The sequence below is a fragment of the Pseudomonas halotolerans genome (genome assembly GCF_039581215.1).
Taxonomy (GTDB): Bacteria; Pseudomonadota; Gammaproteobacteria; order Pseudomonadales; family Pseudomonadaceae; genus Aquipseudomonas; species Aquipseudomonas tehranensis.
In genome coordinates this window covers 23,795-41,408 of sequence record NZ_JBCNTJ010000006.1, presented here as the reverse complement: position 1 = coordinate 41,408, position 17,614 = coordinate 23,795, and the positions used below count along the sequence as shown (strand labels likewise).

General features: G+C 60.9%; 16 protein-coding genes. 10 read left to right on the top strand and 6 right to left on the bottom strand.

The window, feature by feature from the left end:
* The first annotated feature begins 56 nt into the window (after positions 1-56).
* A complete protein-coding gene (locus AAIS01_RS10325; RefSeq protein WP_343468885.1) occupies positions 57-2,543 on the top strand; it encodes a circularly permuted type 2 ATP-grasp protein in 2,487 nt (828 codons plus the stop codon).
* The gene (locus AAIS01_RS10320; RefSeq protein ID WP_343468884.1) at positions 2,543-3,436 is read left to right on the top strand and encodes a transglutaminase family protein; all 894 of its coding nucleotides are present in this window, start codon (positions 2,543-2,545) and stop codon (positions 3,434-3,436) included. Before AAIS01_RS10325 ends, AAIS01_RS10320 begins: the two co-directional genes overlap by 1 nt.
* A gap of 107 nt (positions 3,437-3,543) precedes the next feature.
* Here the strand turns inward: AAIS01_RS10320 and AAIS01_RS10315 are convergent, their stop codons facing one another.
* The 3 genes from AAIS01_RS10315 to AAIS01_RS10305 all read right to left on the bottom strand — a co-directional run bounded on the left by AAIS01_RS10315 (position 3,544) and on the right by AAIS01_RS10305 (position 4,579).
* Positions 3,544-3,735 carry a hypothetical protein gene (locus AAIS01_RS10315; protein WP_092452331.1) on the bottom strand — a complete coding sequence of 64 codons (192 nt, stop codon included), beginning with the start codon at positions 3,733-3,735 and terminating at the stop codon, positions 3,544-3,546.
* 68 nt (positions 3,736-3,803) lie between these two features.
* Positions 3,804-4,391: a cytokinin riboside 5'-monophosphate phosphoribohydrolase gene (locus AAIS01_RS10310; protein ID WP_214913582.1), complete on the bottom strand. Its 588-nt coding sequence runs from the start codon at positions 4,389-4,391 to the stop codon at positions 3,804-3,806.
* A 62-nt stretch (positions 4,392-4,453) separates the two neighbouring features.
* Entirely contained in the window at positions 4,454-4,579 is a 126-nt protein-coding gene (locus AAIS01_RS10305; RefSeq protein WP_343468883.1) for a hypothetical protein, read from the bottom strand.
* 156 nt (positions 4,580-4,735) lie between these two features.
* Between AAIS01_RS10305 and azu the strand changes: the two genes are divergently transcribed.
* On the top strand, positions 4,736-5,182 hold the full coding sequence (gene azu / locus AAIS01_RS10300; RefSeq protein ID WP_343468882.1) for an azurin: 447 nt from the start codon (positions 4,736-4,738) through the stop codon (positions 5,180-5,182).
* 173 nt (positions 5,183-5,355) lie between these two features.
* Here azu and nadE read toward each other — a convergent pair whose 3' ends face one another.
* The 3 genes from nadE to AAIS01_RS10285 form a co-directional block, all read right to left on the bottom strand.
* Complete coding sequence (gene nadE / locus AAIS01_RS10295; RefSeq protein WP_343468881.1) at positions 5,356-6,183, bottom strand: NAD(+) synthase; 828 nt, start codon at positions 6,181-6,183, stop codon at positions 5,356-5,358.
* Positions 6,184-6,187: 4 nt separating this feature from the next.
* The gene (gene pncB / locus AAIS01_RS10290) at positions 6,188-7,411 is read right to left on the bottom strand and encodes a nicotinate phosphoribosyltransferase (RefSeq protein ID WP_343468880.1); all 1,224 of its coding nucleotides are present in this window, start codon (positions 7,409-7,411) and stop codon (positions 6,188-6,190) included.
* A gap of 247 nt (positions 7,412-7,658) precedes the next feature.
* Positions 7,659-8,567: a LysR family transcriptional regulator gene (locus AAIS01_RS10285; protein WP_343468879.1), complete on the bottom strand. Its 909-nt coding sequence runs from the start codon at positions 8,565-8,567 to the stop codon at positions 7,659-7,661.
* 177 nt (positions 8,568-8,744) lie between these two features.
* Here AAIS01_RS10285 and amaB point away from each other — a divergent pair, with 177 nt between their 5' ends.
* From amaB to AAIS01_RS10250, 7 genes are all read left to right on the top strand, one after another.
* Complete coding sequence (gene amaB, locus AAIS01_RS10280; RefSeq protein WP_343468878.1) at positions 8,745-10,235, top strand: L-piperidine-6-carboxylate dehydrogenase; 1,491 nt, start codon at positions 8,745-8,747, stop codon at positions 10,233-10,235.
* 164 nt (positions 10,236-10,399) lie between these two features.
* Positions 10,400-11,683: an L-pipecolate oxidase gene (amaA, locus tag AAIS01_RS10275; RefSeq protein ID WP_343468877.1), complete on the top strand. Its 1,284-nt coding sequence runs from the start codon at positions 10,400-10,402 to the stop codon at positions 11,681-11,683.
* A 365-nt stretch (positions 11,684-12,048) separates the two neighbouring features.
* The gene (locus tag AAIS01_RS10270; protein ID WP_343468876.1) at positions 12,049-13,185 is read left to right on the top strand and encodes a branched-chain amino acid ABC transporter substrate-binding protein; all 1,137 of its coding nucleotides are present in this window, start codon (positions 12,049-12,051) and stop codon (positions 13,183-13,185) included.
* A gap of 170 nt (positions 13,186-13,355) precedes the next feature.
* Positions 13,356-14,270, top strand: coding sequence for an ABC transporter permease subunit (locus AAIS01_RS10265; protein ID WP_047227336.1), 915 nt, complete (start codon positions 13,356-13,358; stop codon positions 14,268-14,270).
* Between the two features lie 2 nt (positions 14,271-14,272).
* On the top strand, positions 14,273-15,553 hold the full coding sequence (gene livM / locus AAIS01_RS10260) for a high-affinity branched-chain amino acid ABC transporter permease LivM (protein ID WP_343468875.1): 1,281 nt from the start codon (positions 14,273-14,275) through the stop codon (positions 15,551-15,553).
* Positions 15,550-16,422, top strand: a complete 873-nt coding sequence (locus AAIS01_RS10255) for an ATP-binding cassette domain-containing protein (RefSeq protein ID WP_214913573.1) — start codon at positions 15,550-15,552, stop codon at positions 16,420-16,422. The genes livM and AAIS01_RS10255 overlap by 4 nt, the downstream gene beginning before the upstream one ends.
* Positions 16,419-17,135, top strand: a complete 717-nt coding sequence (locus AAIS01_RS10250; protein ID WP_343468874.1) for an ABC transporter ATP-binding protein — start codon at positions 16,419-16,421, stop codon at positions 17,133-17,135. The genes AAIS01_RS10255 and AAIS01_RS10250 overlap by 4 nt, the downstream gene beginning before the upstream one ends.
* The last annotated feature ends 479 nt before the right edge of the window (positions 17,136-17,614 follow it).

The window sequence follows — 17,614 nt, the reverse complement described above, 5'->3', positions numbered from 1 at the left end:
CGGGCGTCATGCGCTTGCGCTAGTCTCACGTTTCATTGCTGTCTGCCGAGCTTTCCATGCCTGACCTGCTTGACCGTTACCCGCTGACGACGGGCACCTATCACGAACTGTTGGACGACTGCGGCGCGGTGCGCGGGCACTGGCGGCGCCTGTTCGACCATTTGCAGCGCAGTACGCCGGCCCAACTGGTCCAGCGTCAGGCGCTGTTGGCCCGGCAGATCCAGGAAAACGGTGTCACCTACAACGTCTATGCGGACCCGAAGGGGGCCGACCGACCGTGGGAGCTAGACCTGCTGCCCCACGTGATTGATGCGCAGGAGTGGAAGCAACTGTCGGCGGGCATCGCCCAGCGTGCACGCTTGCTCAACGCGGTACTGGCCGACCTGTACGGGCCGCAACGGCTGATCAGTGAAGGGCTGTTGCCGGCGGAACTGGTGTTCGGGCACAACAATTTTCTCTGGCCGTGCCAAGGCATCACACCGCCGGATGGCATTTTCCTGCACCTGTATGCCGTGGACCTGGCCCGTACGCCCGACGGCCGCTGGTGGGTCACGGCGGATCGGACCCAGGCGCCGTCGGGGGCCGGGTATGCGCTGGAAAACCGCATGATCGTCTCCCGGGCCTTTCCCGACTTGTATCGTGACCTGAAGGTCAAGCACCTGGCCGGTTTCTTCCGCACCTTGCAGCAGACCCTTGCGCGTCAGGCCCCCAGTGATGGCGAGTCGCCGCTGGTGGTGCTGTTGACGCCCGGGCGGTTCAACGAAAGCTATTTCGAACACCTTTACCTGGCGCGCCAGCTGGGCTATCCGCTGGTGGAGGGGAGCGACCTGACCGTGCGCGACGCCACGGTTTACCTCAAGACCCTGAGCGGGCTACGACGGGTCCACGCCATCATGCGCCGGCTCGACGATGATTTCTGCGACCCGTTGGAGCTGCGCACCGATTCGGCCCTGGGCGTACCGGGGTTGCTGGAGGCGGTGCGCCAGGGCCGGGTGCTGGTGGCCAATGCCTTGGGCAGCGGCGTACTGGAATCACCGGGCCTGTTGGGCTTTTTGCCCAAGATCAGCCAGTTTCTATTTGGTGAGGAACTGATACTGCCGTCCATCGCCACCTGGTGGTGCGGTGAGCCGCCGGTCCTGGCCCAGGCCTTGGAAAAGCTGCCACATTTGCTGATCAAACCGGCGTTTCCGTCCCAAAGCTTCAGCCCGGTATTGGGCCGCGACCTGAACGAGCAGCAGCGCGCTCTTCTGGCGGCGCGCATAAAGGCGCGTCCCTACGCCTATGTCGCCCAGGAACTGGCGCAGCTGTCCCAGGCACCGGTCTGGCAGGCCGAAGACGGTCAGCTTCAGCCGCGGGCCATCGGCATGCGCGTGTATGCCGTTTCCGGGGAGGATGACTATCGGGTGCTGCCGGGCGGCCTGACCCGTGTGGCGGCCGAGGCCGACGCCGAAGTGGTGTCGATGCAGCGCGGCGGCGCCAGTAAGGACACTTGGGTGCTGGGAGAACAGGCGCCCAGTGGCGAACAATGGAAGGCCCAGCGAACCGTGGGCGTCCACGATCTGGTTCGACGTGATCCCTACCTGCCGTCCCGCGTCGTGGAAAACCTGTTCTGGTTCGGCCGCTACTGCGAGCGCTGTGACGACAGTGCGCGGCTGCTGCGGATCATGCTGGCGCGCTATGTCGATGGCGACGACCCGCAAGCGCTGCAGTCGGCGGTGTCCCTGGGGGAAAGCCTGATGCTGTTGCCAGAGGAGGGCGAGCTGCCCGAGCGATTGCTGGCGGCGTTGTTGGGGGACGATTGGTCGTTCAGCCTGCGTTCCAACCTGCAGCGGTTGCAGTGGGCGGCCTCCCAGGTTCGCGGCAAGCTGTCCCGGGAGAACTGGCAGGCACTGGTGGAGTTGCAGCGCGAAGCCATGGAGCTGGAAACCGCGGAGCCGGATTTCGGTGAGTTGCTGGATTTTCTCAACCGTTTGGTGATGTCCCTGGCGGCGTTGTCCGGATTCGCTTTGGACGACATGACTCGCGACGAGGGCTGGCGTTTCCTGATGATCGGTCGTCGCCTGGAGCGCCTGCAATTTCTCAGCAGCAGCCTGGCGGCGTTCCTGCGCGGTGATGCGGTGTTCGACCAGGCCGGACTGGACTGGCTGCTGGAGCTGGGCAACAGCAGCATCACCTATCGTTCGCGTTACCTGGCGGTGGCTCAGTTGATCCCGGTACTTGACCTGCTGTTGTTGGACGAACAAAACCCTCACGCGGTGCTCTTCCAGTTGAAGCTGGTGGCCCGTACCCTCAAGCGCCTGAACGATGACTTTGGCGCGCCCAAGGAAACCGCATTGCCAGAGCTGGTCGCACGTTTGTCATGCTTTGACCTGCGTTGCCTGGAGAACCCGCTGTTCGGCGAGGCCAGCCTGCGCGCTGCGCTCGATGGCTTGGCCGATCTGCTGCAGGAAGTGGCTGACGTCAGCGGCCAGGTGTCCGATCGCCTGGCCTTGCGTCATTTCGCTCACGTCGATGGCGTCAGCCAGCGCACGGTGTCCGTCTGATGAGCGCTCGTTACCAGATTTTCCACGATACCCATTACCACTACGACAGCCCGGTATCCCTGGCCCAGCAGCTTGCGCACCTGTGGCCGCGCGCCTGTGAGTGGCAGCGTTGCACCGAGCAGCAGTTGTTGATCAGCCCGGAGCCGACGACCCGCCGCGATGAGCTGGATGTGTTCGGCAACCCGCTGACCCGCCTGGCGTTCGAACGGCCCCATGACGAGTTGCTGGTCAACGCGCGTCTGAGCGTGGAAGTGTTGGCGCGTCCTGTGCTGGACTTCAGTTTGTCCCCCGCCTGGGAGTCCACCTGTCATGCGTTGACCTACAGTGGCCGGCCACTGGCTGCTCCCTTGCTGGATGCGTGCCGCTACCGGTTCGAGTCACCCTACGTGCACCTCAAGCGCAGCTTCGTCGAGTTTTCCGAAAGCTGTTTCGCGCCAGGGCGTCCATTGATGTTCGGTGTTCAGGCGCTGATGGAAAAGATTTTCGAGGAGTTCACCTTCGATGCCGAAGCGACCCAGGTGGCCACGCCATTGGTGGAGGTGCTGGAGCGGCGGCGGGGCGTGTGCCAGGATTTTGCCCACCTGATGCTGGCCTGCGTGCGCTCGCGCGGTCTGGCGGCGCGTTACGTCAGTGGCTACCTGTTGACTCAACCACCGCCGGGCCAGCCACGGTTGATCGGTGCCGATGCCTCGCACGCCTGGATCTCGGTGTTTTGCCCGGTGCTGGGCTGGGTGGACTTCGACCCGACCAACAACGTGCAGCCGGCGCTGGAACACATCACGCTGGCCTGGGGCCGGGATTTTTCCGATGTGTCGCCGTTGCGGGGAGTCATTCTGGGCGGCGGGGATCATGACCCCGAAGTGCGGGTGACGGTGATGCCGCTTGAATCGTAAACAGGTCCCGTTGTGGGTACGGGCTGGGTTGTGAGGGCCGGCAGCGAGGCTGCCGGCCCTGGACACAGAACCGGGGGGCCGGATCGGATCATCGGGCCCTGAGGGTATCAGGCGTCGGGCGTCTGATCTTTCGGTGCATCAACATCAACGTCTGCCGCCACTTCGCCTTCGGTATCCGGGGTCAGTGCAGCTGCTTCTTCTTCAGCGGTAGCTTTCTTGCGCTGAAGCTTTTCCTCTTTCTTCTGCTCCTTGGCCAAGTCTCTCTGACGTTTGGCGAAGGAATAATTGGGTTTAGCCATGGGCGATCCTCTGGGGTCGAAGGTGAGGTTGAGCGGCGCGTATTCTGCCCTGTATCGGGGTCGAGCCGTTAGCGGGGTTTTTGTTCGGCCCACTTTGGCTGCACCGACGGTTGCCATTCGTCCAGCGCATCGAGCAGGTGGTGGGGTGATTCGCTCACTTGCAGCATGTCACGGTGGGGCTCACGGACGAAGCCTTCGCCGACGATATGATCAAGAAAGCCGGTGAGCTTGCTGTAGAAACCGTTCACTTCCAGCAGCCCCAGCGGTTTGCCGTGGTAGCCGAGTTGGCCCCAGGTCCAGACTTCGAACAATTCCTCCAGCGTGCCAAGGCCGCCGGGCAGGGCGATGAAGGCGTCGCTGAGCTGAGCCATGCGCGCCTTGCGTGCGTGCATGCCGTCCACGATTTCCAGGCGGGTCAGGCCACTGTGGCCGATTTCCTTGTCTTTGAGGCTCTGCGGAATGATGCCGATCACTTCGCCGCCGGCCGCCAGGGCCGCGTCGGCGACGATGCCCATCAGGCCGACCGCGCCGCCGCCATAGACCAGGGTCAGTTTTCGTTCCGCCAACGCGCGCCCCAAGGCCTGCGCCGCTTCACGATAGGCTGGGTGGCTACCGGTGCTGGCGCCGCAAAATACACAAACAGACGCTAAAGACATGCCTTGCTCCGTGGTCAGTAACGGGACCAGAGTAAAGCCTGGCTTGGGTTGCGCAAAGCAAATTAAACCTCGCGCCGGGGTTTTTCGTAGGTGCCACTGGCGCCGCAGGCGTAGGTGGCGAGCAGGCTGCACAAAAGGCTGTTGAGGTTCATGATGCGATACTCCAGGGAGGTGATGGAGCCGATCATAGGGGCGCCTCATACCTTTGGCTGGTTGATTATGCTCATCAGGCTGATAGCCTTAAGTTGTATACAATCTTTGACTCAGGTCATAGGAACTTGTCTGAAATTCAGGCAGTCTTCCTCCTTGACGGAATTTTTCTAACCATGCCTTGGAGATTCACCATGTTTGCCAAACTTGCTGCAGTATCCCTGTTGACGCTGGCCAGCAGCCAGCTGATGGCAGCCGAGTGCAAGACCACCATCGACTCGACCGACCAGATGTCCTTCAGCACCAAGGCCATCGAGATCGACAAGAGCTGCAAGACCTTCACCGTTGAACTGACCCACTCGGGCAACTTGCCGAAGAACGTCATGGGCCATAACTGGGTACTGAGCAAAGAGGCTGACATGCAGCCGATTGCCACCGATGGCCTGGCAGCCGGTATCGACAAGGACTATCTGAAAGAAGGTGATGCCCGCATCATCGCCCACACCAAGCTCATTGGGGCCAAGGAGAAGGACTCGGTGACGTTTGATGTGTCGAAGCTGAGCGCCGACGAGAAATACGGCTTCTTCTGCTCGTTCCCGGGCCACATTTCGATGATGAAAGGCACCGTTACCCTGAAGTAAACCTTCAAGCATAAAAAAGCGCCCCATCGCAGGGCGCTTTTTTCATGCCAAATAACCCCTGTGGGAGCGGGCTTGCTCGCGAAGGCGGTGGTTCAGGCAACCTCAATGTTGACCGTGCCGACGTCTTCGCGGGCAAGCCCGCTCCCACAAAGGAATGGCGACCATAGCGGCGATCAAGGCGCGTACGGCATCACCCGCTTGTGCTCGGTCTTGCGGTAGGTCTCGCAAATGATTCGAGCCGCTTCTTCGCGCACCGGCAGCCCATGCAGGAATGCATCGATCTCGCCATAGGTCACGCCGTGGGCGGCTTCGTCGGGCTTGCCGGGCGACAGGTCTTCAAGGTCGGCAGTGGGGACTTTTTCTACCAGCGATTCCGGCGCGCCGAAGTCTCGGGCGATGGCCCGAACCTGGTTTTTCACCAGGCCGCTCAACGGGGCCAGGTCACAGGCGCCGTCACCGAACTTGGTGAAGAAACCCATCACGGCTTCGGCCGCATGGTCGGTGCCGATGACCAGGCCTTGCTCGGCACCGGCGATGGTGTACTGCGCCACCATGCGCATCCGCGCCTTGGTATTGCCCAGCACGAAATCCCGGGAGCCCGGCCCTTTGCCTTCGAACGCCAGCACTTCCTTGGCCAGTGCCTTGACTGCCGGACCGATGTTGACGGTATGGCGCTCGTCCGGCTCGATGAAGTCCACGCAGGCCTGGGCTTCATGTTCGTCGAACTGGGTTTCGTACGGCAGGCGCACGGCAATGAACTTGTAGGCGGCGTTGCCGGTTTTCTCCCGCAGCTCGCGCGCTGCACGTTGGGCCAGCAGGCCAGCGGTCAGCGAATCAACCCCGCCGCTGATGCCCAGTACGAGGGTCTTGAGTCCGGAGTTGACCAGACAATCCTGGATAAAGCCCACCCGACGAGCGACTTCGGCCTTGAGGGCGGCGTCATCGGTGAACGGTGGCTGAACCTTGAGCTGTTCAGCAATCTCACGCTGTACGGCTTGCATGAATTCACTCCTTGCTTGGTGTGTCAAAGGCGGCAGGTACTTGGAAAACGTGTCGCATGTAGGCGACGAAATTCGGGTCCTTGCAGTGGGTCTTGCCGGGCTCATCTGAAATCTTGGCCACGGGTTGCCCGTCACAGCTGATCATTTTAAGCACGATGCTCATCGGCTCCACACCTGGGATGTCACACGTCAGGTTGGTGCCGATACCGAAGCTGACATTAATGCGACCACGCAATGCCCGAAAAATCTCCAGGCATTTGGGCAGCGTCAGGCTATCGGAGAACACCAGCGTCTTGCTCATCGGGTCGATGCCGAGCTTGTGGTAGTGAGCAATGGCTTTTTCGGCCCAGACGACCGGGTCCCCGGAGTCATGGCGCAAGCCGTCGAACAGCTTGGCGAAGAACAGATCGAAGTCCTTGAGGAAAGCGTCCATGGTGATGCAATCGGTCAGTGCGATTCCCAGCAGGCCACGGTACTCCCGCACCCAGCAATCGAGGGCGGCGATCTGGCTGTCGATCAGCCGCGGGCCCAGTTGTTGGTGGGCCATGATCCATTCGTGGGCCATGGTGCCCAGGGGTTTCATGTCCAGCTCCCGGGACAGGTGCACATTGCTGGTGCCGACGAAGCGCCCGGGGAAATCGTGCTTGAGCACGTTGACCACTTCTTCCTGAACGCGGTAGGAGAACCGCCGACGGGTGCCGAAGTCCGCGACTTGCAGTTCGGACAATTCGTCGGCGCTGGCGTTGGCGGTCAGCCAGTCGAACTTGCGATACAGCTGTTCGCGCGCCTGTTCCAGAACGATCTCGCGGTAGCGATAGCGATTACGCACTTCGCTGACAATGGCCAGCAGCGGCACTTCGAACAGAATCACATGCAACCATGGCCCACGCAGGCGGATAAACAGCTCGCCGTTCTCGATACCGGTGTGCACGTAGCGCAGGTTGAAACGGAACAGACCCAGAAAGCGCAGGAAATCGGGTTTGAGGAAGCTGATGCGCTCCAGGAAGCCCAACTGGTCGACGCTCAGGCTCAGCTCGGCCAGGCGTTCGATCTGAAAGCGGATCTCCGCCAGGTATGGGCGCAGGTCTTCGCTGTTGCGGCTGCGAAATTCCCATTCGACTTCGACGTTGGGGTAGTTGTGCAGCACCGCCTGCATCATTGTCAGCTTATAGAAGTCGGTGTCGAGCAGGTTCTGCACGATGCGATCGGCAAACACACTCTCGCTCATGGCGTGAATCTCCAGACAGGCCGCTGCGGCGGGCAGCGGGGTGCAGCGGTTGGTGGTGAAGGGGCTAGTGGCGCATAACCTGGGTGAGTATTGCCAGCGATTTTTCGTCACTGTTTCTTTGTGGCAAAAGATTTATCTGTGGCGAGGGGATTTATCCCCGCTGGACTGCGCAGCAGGCCTCAGAATAATGGGGCGCGACGCGCCCAGCGGGGATAAATCCCCTCGCCACAGGGTTTGGTGTTGGCTGCTACTGTGGTGTATCTGGGTTATCGCCCTGCTCCAACATCCACTCCACAAATAGCCGTACCTTGGGCACTTCCGCCGAATGCTCAGGATAGGCCAGGTAATAGGCATCGGTACTGGGCATCGCATAGTGCCAGGGGATCACCAGCTTGCCGTCAGCCAGTTCTTCTTCCACCAGAAACCGCGGCAGCAGGGCGACGCCGCAGCCAACTTGGGCGGCCCGTATGCACATGTAGAAAGTTTCGAAGCGCGGGCCGTGGTAGCTGTGTTCGGTGTGATAGCCCTGGCTGTCGAACCAGTCGTGCCAGGCCTGGGGGCGCGAGGCGTTTTGCAGCAGCACCAGATCGGCCAGTTGCGTCGGATCGGTGAAGGGCTGGGCCGGCAGATTGCCAGGGGCGCAGACCGGGACCAGTTCTTCGCTGAACAGCTTCAGGGACTCGCTGCCGGGCCGTGAGCCCTGGCCGAAATAGAACGCCAGGTCGCTGCGCCCCTGGAGCAGGTCGTCGGCCTCCTGCTCGCTGCACAGGTCCAGATGAATTTTCGGGTGCCGCAGGCGCCAGCCTTTGAGCCGTGGGACCAGCCAGCGAGCTCCGAAGGTTGGAGGTGTGGAAACCCGTAGGACTTCGGTATCGCCGCCGTAGGAGCGCAAGTAGTGGGTCGACATCTCCACCTGCGTAAGGATTTTTCGTACCTCCCCCAGGTACAAATCCCCGGCCGGGGTTAGCTGCAAGCGTCGACGTACGCGGCGAAACAGCAAATGCTGTAGTAGTTCTTCCAACTGTGCGACCTGTTTGCTGACGGCGCTCTGCGTCAGGTTCAGCTCTTCGGCGGCGCGAGTGAAGCTCAGGTGGCGGGTCACCGCTTCGAAGCACTGTAGCGCCGTGATCGACGGCAGATAGCGTTTATTGATCATGATGAGGCCTTATTTCTTGTGGCTCTGCTTATCCGGTCATGGCCAGCATGAATAAACGGAATGATATCTCGCTTAAAGGTCGTTTGTTGGCAAGTCTCGGGCCAGCTACAACTACAGGTCTGATCAGCCGTGATCGTCCGGCTGCCAATTCTTTGTCTTTTGTTTGAGGAATTAACCATGGTTGCTGCATTGCTTGATCGCCTGGGTGTCGAACCGGCCTTGTACCAGAGCGGCACACAACCGGTGCATTCGCCCATCGACGGCAGTCGCATCGGCGCCGTGAACTGGGAAGGCGCCGCAGAGGTCGAGCAGCAGGTCAGCCGCGCCGAGCATGCGTTCGACCTGTGGCGCCAGGTGCCGGCCCCTCGTCGTGGTGAGCTGGTGCGTCAGTTCGGTGACCTGCTGCGCGAATACAAAGCCGACCTCGGCGAGCTGGTTTCCTGGGAAGCGGGCAAGATCACCCAGGAAGGTTTGGGTGAAGTGCAAGAGATGATCGACATCTGCGACTTCGCGGTCGGTCTGTCCCGTCAGCTTTACGGCCTGACCATCGCCTCCGAGCGTCCGGGCCACCACATGCGTGAATCCTGGCACCCGCTGGGCGTGGTCGGCGTGATCAGTGCTTTCAACTTCCCGGTGGCGGTCTGGGCCTGGAACACCACGCTGGCCCTGGTGTGCGGCAACGCGGTGATCTGGAAACCCTCGGAAAAGACCCCGCTCACCGCGCTGGCCTGCCAGGCGTTGTTCGAGCGTGTGCTGAAGAACTTCAGCGATGCGCCACCGTACCTGAGTCAAGTGATCATCGGCCGTCGCGATGCCGGCGAAGCGCTGGTGGACGATCCGCGCGTGGCGTTGATCAGCGCCACCGGCAGCACCCGCATGGGCCGTGAAGTGGCGCCGAAAGTCGCCGCGCGCTTTGCCCGCAGCATCCTCGAACTGGGTGGCAACAATGCGATGATCCTGGCCCCCAGCGCCGATCTGGACATGGCCGTGCGTGCCATCCTGTTCAGCGCTGTCGGCACCGCCGGCCAACGTTGCACGACGCTGCGCCGCCTGATCGCCCATGAGTCGGTGAAAGAAGAGATCGTCACCCGGCTCAAGGCCGCGTATTCGAAAGTGCGCATCGGCCATCCGCTGGAAGGCAACCTGGTCGGGCCGCTGATCGATAAGCAGAGCTTCGAGGGCATGCAGGATGCGTTGGAGCAGGCGTTAAGCGAAGGCGGCAAGGTGTTTGGCGGTAAACGCCAGTTGGAAGACCAGTTCCCGAATGCCTATTACGTATCGCCGGCCATCGTCGAGATGCCGGAGCAGAGCGACGTGGTGCGCCACGAAACCTTCGCGCCGATCCTTTATGTGGTTGGCTACAAGGACTTTGCCCAGGCCCTGGAGCTCAATAATGCCGTGCCCCAAGGCCTGTCGTCCTGCATCTTCACCACGGACGTGCGTGAAGCCGAACAATTCATGTCGGCGGTGGGCAGCGACTGCGGCATCGCCAACGTCAACATCGGCCCGAGCGGCGCGGAAATCGGCGGTGCGTTCGGCGGCGAGAAAGAGACCGGCGGCGGACGTGAGTCGGGCTCCGATGCATGGCGCGGCTACATGCGTCGCCAGACCAACACCGTGAACTACTCGCTGGAGTTGCCGTTGGCGCAGGGGATTACTTTCGACTGAGAAACCGGATCTTCGACCTATGAAGATCCCCTGTGGGAGCGGGCTGGCTCGCGAAAGCGGACGGTCATTCAACATCAATGTCGACTGGTCTGCCGTCTTCGCGAGCAAGCCCGCTCCCACCATTGAACTGTGTAGTGGTTGGGTTTCATTTCCGGAGTCTGGCAATGCCGTTACGCGAAGAATGTCTGTGGGAAAAACTCACGCCGCAAAGACCTGAGAATACGGCGCTAACCGGCGAAATCACGGTGGATGTCTGCGTGATCGGCGCAGGATTTACCGGTTTGTCGGCGGCGGTGCATTTGCTGGAGCAAGGCAAGCGCGTCGCCGTGCTGGAGGCTCATCGGGCCGGGCATGGTGGCTCGGGGCGCAATGTCGGTTTGGTCAACGCCGGCTTGTGGATCCCGCCAGACGAGATAGAAGCCGGCTTCGGCGAAGCAGTGGGCAGCCAGCTCAATCGCATGCTGGGGGCGGCGCCGGCGCTGGTGTTCAGTCTCGTCGATAAATACCACATTGATTGCCAGCTGCGGCGCGAGGGCACGCTGCACATGGCCCACAACGCCAGGGGCGAAGCGGACCTGCGCAGTCGTGAAGAACAATGGAAGCGCCGTGGTGCCCCGGTGGAGTTGCTCACCGGCCAGGCGTGTGCCCAGGCCACGGGCACCTCGAAAATCGCCGCGGCATTGCTCGACCGGCGGGCCGGCACGCTCAATCCGATGGCCTACACCAGTGGGCTGGCCAAGGCGGTCAGCGACCTTGGTGGCCAGTTGTTTGATCATTCCCCCGTGACCCGTCTGGAACGCCAGGGCCCGCGCTGGTCGGTGCAAACAGCCCAGGGTTCGGTACTGGCCGAGCAAGTGGTGATCGCGTCCAATGCCTACACCGAAGGTGACTGGACCGAGCTGCGACGCAATTTTTTCCCCGGCTACTACTACCAGGTCGCCTCCGCTCCGCTGACCGACGAAGCGGCGCAGCGCATATTGCCGGGTGGCCAGGGCTCGTGGGACACCCGCCAGGTATTGAGCAGCATTCGACGGGACAAGGACGGGCGCCTCTTGCTGGGCAGTCTGGGTAACGGCAATCGCAAGCCCATCTGGTTCCTCAAGGCGTGGGCCGATCGAGTGCAACAGCACTATTTCCCTTACCTCAAGCCGGTGGAATGGGAATGCACCTGGACCGGGTGTATCGCCTTCACCCCCGATCACCTGATGCGCCTGTTCGAGCCGGCCCCCGGTCTGGTGGCTGTGACCGGTTACAACGGCCGCGGCGTGACGACTGGCACAGTAGTGGGCAAAGCCTTTGCCGACTATCTGTGTCATGGCAACGCCAGCGCGTTGCCGATTCCCTTCGCCGCCATGCGGCCCCTGGCCGGGACAGGCTTGCGCAGTTGCTTGTATGAAGCGGGTTTTTCGCTGTATCACGCCGGCCAGTGCCTGCGGATTGTCATTTGAATGTTGAAAAATGTTGCCGCAGCGCTCGTTTTCCACCACAACGTCTAGCCTGTTATGGTGCGGGTTGTAGCAGTTGTGCACCGCCAGTGTGCAGTTCGGTGACGCGGGTTGTTACAGGGGGGTTGCACGTCGTTTCGTGTGCTGGTTGCAATGATGGCTCAGGGAGGGTTGTACCCATTTGGTTCTATGGTTGTACCTTGTGCGATTTAGACGGTTGCACGCCCAATAAAAAAGGGCTCGAAACAGTCGAAATAACAATAAAGCAGCGACTTTTTTCAGAATAAAAAACCGATGGCACGGCGCTTGCTCTGAGCTTTTCAGTGAAGTCGCAGTGCCAACTAAAAAAAACCTTGGAGCACCACCTCATGTCCCAGACGTTTTACAAGAAAGGCTTTCTGGCCCTCGCAGTGGCAGCTGCGCTGGGTGTTTCTGCGTTTGCTCAGGCCGACGTCAAGATCGGCGTAGCGGGTCCGATGACCGGTGCCAACGCGGCATTTGGCGAGCAGTACATGAAAGGCGCACAAGCGGCAGCAGACGAGATCAATGCCAAGGGTGGCATCAACGGCGAGAAAATCGTTCTGGTACAGGGCGACGACGCCTGCGAACCGAAGCAGGCCGTGGCCGTCGCCAACCGCTTTGTCGACCAGGACAAGGTTCTCGGCGTGGTCGGTCACTTCTGCTCCTCGTCCACCATCCCGGCGTCCGAGGTCTACGGTGATGCTGGCATCATCTCCATCACCCCGGGTTCCACCAACCCGCAGGTCACCGAGCGCGGCCTGAGCGCGATGTTCCGTATGTGCGGTCGTGACGACCAGCAGGGCATCGTCGCCGGTGACTACATCGTTGACGTGCTCAAGGGCAAGAAAGTGGTGGTCCTGCACGACAAGGACACCTACGGCCAGGGCCTGGCGGATGCGACCAAGGCGCAGTTGGCCAAGCGTGGCGTAGAGCCGGTGCTGTACGAAGGCCTGACCCGTGGCGAGAAAGACTTCAGTGCCGTGGTCACCAAGATCCGTGCGGCCGGTGCCGACGTGGTCTACTTTGGCGGTTTGCACCCGGAAGCTGGCCCACTGGTTCGCCAGTTGCGTGAGCAAGGCCTCAAGGACGTGAAATTCATGTCCGACGACGGCATCGTTACCGACGAACTGGTCACCACCGCCGGCGGCCCGCAATACGTCGATGGCGTGTACATGACCTTCGGCGCCGATCCGCGCCTGCTGCCCGACAGCAAGGCTGTCGTGGACGCGTTCCGTGCCAAGGGCACCGAACCGGAAGGCTACACCCTGTATGCCTACGCCTCGGTCCAGGCCTTGGCTGCCGGTTTCAACGGCGCCAAGAAAAATGACGGCGAAGCCGCGGCCGAATGGCTCAAGGCCAATCCGGTCCAGACCGTGATGGGCAAGAAGGAGTGGGATTCCAAGGGTGACCTGAAAGTCTCCGACTACGTGGTTTACCAGTGGGACAAGGACGGCAAATACCATCAGCTGGAAAAACAGAAGTGACATGAACGGCTGAATCGCCTGGCGCCCCAGGTGCCGGGCGGTTTACCCGTGTTCATGCAGTACCTGTCTTTTCTCCCGAGAGCTGCGCGCACATCGTGCAGCGTCGGCGGCTGAACCCCGGTCCGTCGCAGCGGTGTGCGTGCAGTCTCTCAAATGCGTGAGATTGCGTTATGGATGGTATTTTCCTGCAGCAACTGATCAATGGCCTGACCCTCGGGTCGGTCTATGGTCTGATCGCCATCGGCTACACAATGGTCTACGGCATCATCGGCATGATCAACTTCGCCCACGGTGAGGTTTACATGATCTCTGCGTACCTCGCAGCGATCAGTCTGGCTCTGCTGGCCTGGTTCGGTATCGAATCCTTTCCTCTCATGATTCTCGGTACGCTGGTGTTCACCGTGGTGGTGACCGGCGTCTACGGCTGGGTGATCGAGCGCGTCGCCTACAAACCCCTGCGCAACTCCACTCGTCTGGCACCGCTGATCAGTGCCATCGGCATTTCGCTGATCCTGCAGAACTATGCCCAGATCAGCCAGGGCGCTCGCCAACAGGGCGTGCCCACGTTGCTCGAAGGCGCCATGCGCGTGGACATCGGCAGCGGCTTCGTCCAGCTCACCTACACCAAGATCTTCATCCTGGTCGCCGCATTCGCCGGGATGGCCTTGCTGACCTACATCATCAAGTACACCAAGCTCGGCCGCATGTGCCGCGCCACCCAGCAAGACCGCAAGATGGCCTCCATCCTCGGGATCAATACCGACCGGGTGATTTCCTATGTGTTCGTCATCGGTGCGGCCATGGCGGCCCTGGCCGGTGTGCTGATCACCATGAATTACGGCACCTTTGACTTCTATGCCGGCTTCATCATCGGCATCAAGGCGTTCACCGCGGCGGTCCTCGGCGGCATCGGTTCCCTGCCTGGAGCGATGTTGGGCGGGATCATCCTCGGGATCTCCGAGTCGCTGTTCGCCGGTCTGATCAACTCTGACTACAAAGACGTGTTCAGTTTCTCCCTGCTGGTGCTGATTCTGATTTTCCGTCCCCAAGGCCTGTTGGGTCGCCCACACGTGGCGAAGGTATAAGTATGTCTGCTGCCAATAAACCGATTGATATCAAAAAGAGCGTCATCGACGCGATCCTGGCCGGCCTGATCTCGCTGATCGTGTTCGGGCCGATTGTCGGCGTGGTGCTCGACGGCTACAGCTTCAACCTGCAACCGGCCCGGGTGGGCTGGCTGGTGGCGATCGTGATGGTCGGGCGCTTTGCCTTGAGCCTGTTTCTGCAAACCCCCAAGGGGCTGAAGATTCTCCAGGGGTTCGAAAGTACGAGCTCCGGCGTGCATGTGCTGCCACCGGACTACAAGTCGCGCCTGCGCTGGATCATCCCGTTGCTGATCGTGATTGCCATCGTGTTCCCGTTTTTCGCCAACAAATACGTGCTCACGGTGGTCATCCTCGGGCTGATTTATGTATTGCTGGGCCTGGGCCTGAACATCGTGGTCGGCCTGGCCGGGCTGCTCGACCTGGGTTACGTGGCGTTCTACGCCATCGGCGCCTATGGCCTGGCGCTGGGCTACCAATACCTGGGGCTGGGGTTCTGGACGGTGCTGCCGCTGGCGGCGATCGCGGCGGCGATGGCCGGGTGCATATTAGGATTCCCCGTGTTGCGAATGCACGGTGACTACCTGGCCATCGTGACCCTGGGTTTTGGCGAGATCATCCGGCTGGTGCTCAACAACTGGCTGTCGTTTACCGGCGGGCCAAACGGCATGCCGGTGCCGTCACCGACTTTCTTTGGCCTGGAGTTCGGCCGGCGAGCGAAGGAGGGCGGGGTGCCGTTCCACGAGTTCTTCGGCCTGGCCTATAACCCCAACGTCAAATTCCTGTTCATCTACATCGTCCTGTTCATCACCGTGCTGCTGGTGCTTTACGTCAAGCATCGCCTGACCCGTATGCCGGTCGGCCGTGCCTGGGAAGCCCTGCGCGAGGATGAAATCGCCTGTCGCTCCATGGGGTTGAACCACGTGCTGGTCAAGCTCTCGGCGTTCACCATTGGTGCTTCCACGGCGGGCCTGGCAGGGGTGTTTTTCGCCAGTTACCAGGGCTTCGTGAACCCGTCGTCGTTCACCTTCATCGAGTCGGCGATGATCCTGGCGATCGTGGTCTTGGGCGGCATGGGCTCGACGGTGGGGGTAGTCATAGCAGCATTCCTACTCACCATCACGCCAGAGCTGTTGCGCAGCTTCTCTGAATACCGGATGTTGATGTTCGGTATGCTGATGGTGGTGATGATGATCTGGCGCCCTCGCGGCCTGATTCGCATCAGTCGTACCGGAGTGACGCCGCGTAAGGGAGTAGCGCCATGAGCGAAGTCGTATTGTCCGTCGAAAACCTGATGATGCAATTCGGTGGGATCAAGGCCCTCAGCGACGTCAGCCTGCAAGTCAAACGCAACTCGATTTTCGCCCTGATCGGCCCCAACGGTGCGGGCAAGACCACGGTGTTCAACTGCTTGACCGGGTTCTACAAGGCCACGGGCGGCAAAATCGAGCTCAACGTGCGCGGTGAACGGACCGATGTCATCAAGCTGTTGGGCGAACCGTTTCGTCCGACCGACTTCGTCTCCCCCAAAACCCTCGCCAGTCGGGTGTTCTACAAGATGTTCGGTGGCACCCACCTGGTGAACCGCGCAGGCCTGGCGCGGACGTTCCAGAACATTCGCCTGTTCAAGGAAATGTCCGTGCTGGAGAACCTGTTGGTGGCCCAGCACATGTGGGTCAACCGCAGTCTGGTGGCAGGTGTGCTCAATACCAAGGGGTACCGCCAGGCAGAAAGCGATGCCCTGGACCACGCCTTCTACTGGCTGGAAGTGGTGAACCTGGTGGATTGCGCCAACCGGCTGGCGGGCGAACTTTCCTACGGCCAGCAACGGCGCCTGGAAATTGCCCGTGCCATGTGCACCCGTCCGCAGATCATCTGCCTCGACGAACCGGCCGCCGGCCTCAACCCTCAGGAAACCGAAGCGCTGAGCGCGATGATTCGGCTGCTGCGCGACGAGCACGATCTGACCGTGGTGCTGATCGAACACGACATGGGCATGGTAATGAGTATTTCCGACCACATCGTGGTGCTGGACCACGGCAACGTGATCGCCGAGGGCGGTCCCGAGGCGATTCGCAACGATCCGAAGGTGATCGCGGCCTACCTGGGTGCCGATGAAGAGGAGCTGGTATGAGTGGACCTATCCTCGAACTCAAGGAGCTGGACGTATTCTACGGGCCGATCCAGGCCCTGAAAAAAGTCTCACTGCACATTGGGGAAGGTGAAACCGTCAGCCTGATTGGCTCCAACGGTGCCGGCAAGTCTACGTTGCTGATGTCGATTTTCGGCCAGCCGCGGGCGGCGAGTGGACAGATTATCTATCAGGGCGTGGACATCACGCACAAGTCGTCCCACTACATCGCTTCCAACGGCATTGCCCAATCGCCGGAAGGACGGCGGGTATTCCCTGACATGACCGTTGAGGAAAACCTGTTGATGGGCACCATTCCCATCGGTGACAAGTACGCCAGCGAAGACATGCAGCGCATGTTCGAGCTGTTTCCGCGGCTCAAGGAGCGGCGCAACCAGCGGGCCATGACCATGTCCGGCGGCGAGCAGCAGATGCTCGCCATCGCCCGGGCGTTGATGAGTCGGCCCAAGCTGTTGCTGCTCGATGAACCCAGCCTGGGGCTGGCGCCGATCGTGGTCAAACAGATCTTCGCCACCTTGCGGGAACTGGCGTCCACCGGCATGACGATCTTTCTGGTGGAGCAGAACGCCAACCACGCCCTCAGGCTGTCGGACCGGGCCTACGTGATGGTCAACGGTGAAATTCGCCTGACCGGCACCGGCAAGGAACTGCTGGTCAACGAAGAGGTGCGCAACGCGTATCTGGGCGGACATTGACACAGGCCCGCAATAAAAAACCGGCGAGTGATCGCCGGTTTTTTTATCTCCTGCGCCCGCCACAGATCCCCTGTGGGAGCGGGCTTGCTCGCGAAGGCGGTAGATCAGACAGATTGATGTTGACTGACACGCCGCTTTCGCGAGCAAGCCCGCTCCCACCTAAAGATTTTCGGCTGTCGGTGGCAATTGTGGACAACAATCCTGAGCCCCTGCGAAACCGCGACATAAAGTCGCCGCAAACGGTTGTTTTGTCACGGTTTTGACTTGTCCCCGTTTGCTGTGGAACCGGCTGTGGGTAACGTGGGAGTAGCTGGCTGTAAGCCTCTGAATACGTGGCTTTCAGGCGGGTGATTGTTTTTTGATCAGGCGTTTTGGCTCAAGCGCAAGCGTGGGTTGTCAACACTTTTATGAGTCACGCAAAAGGTTTGAAAATCTGTGCGCAAGCCTGTGGATAAGTCTGTGATTAAACTCTGGAAAGA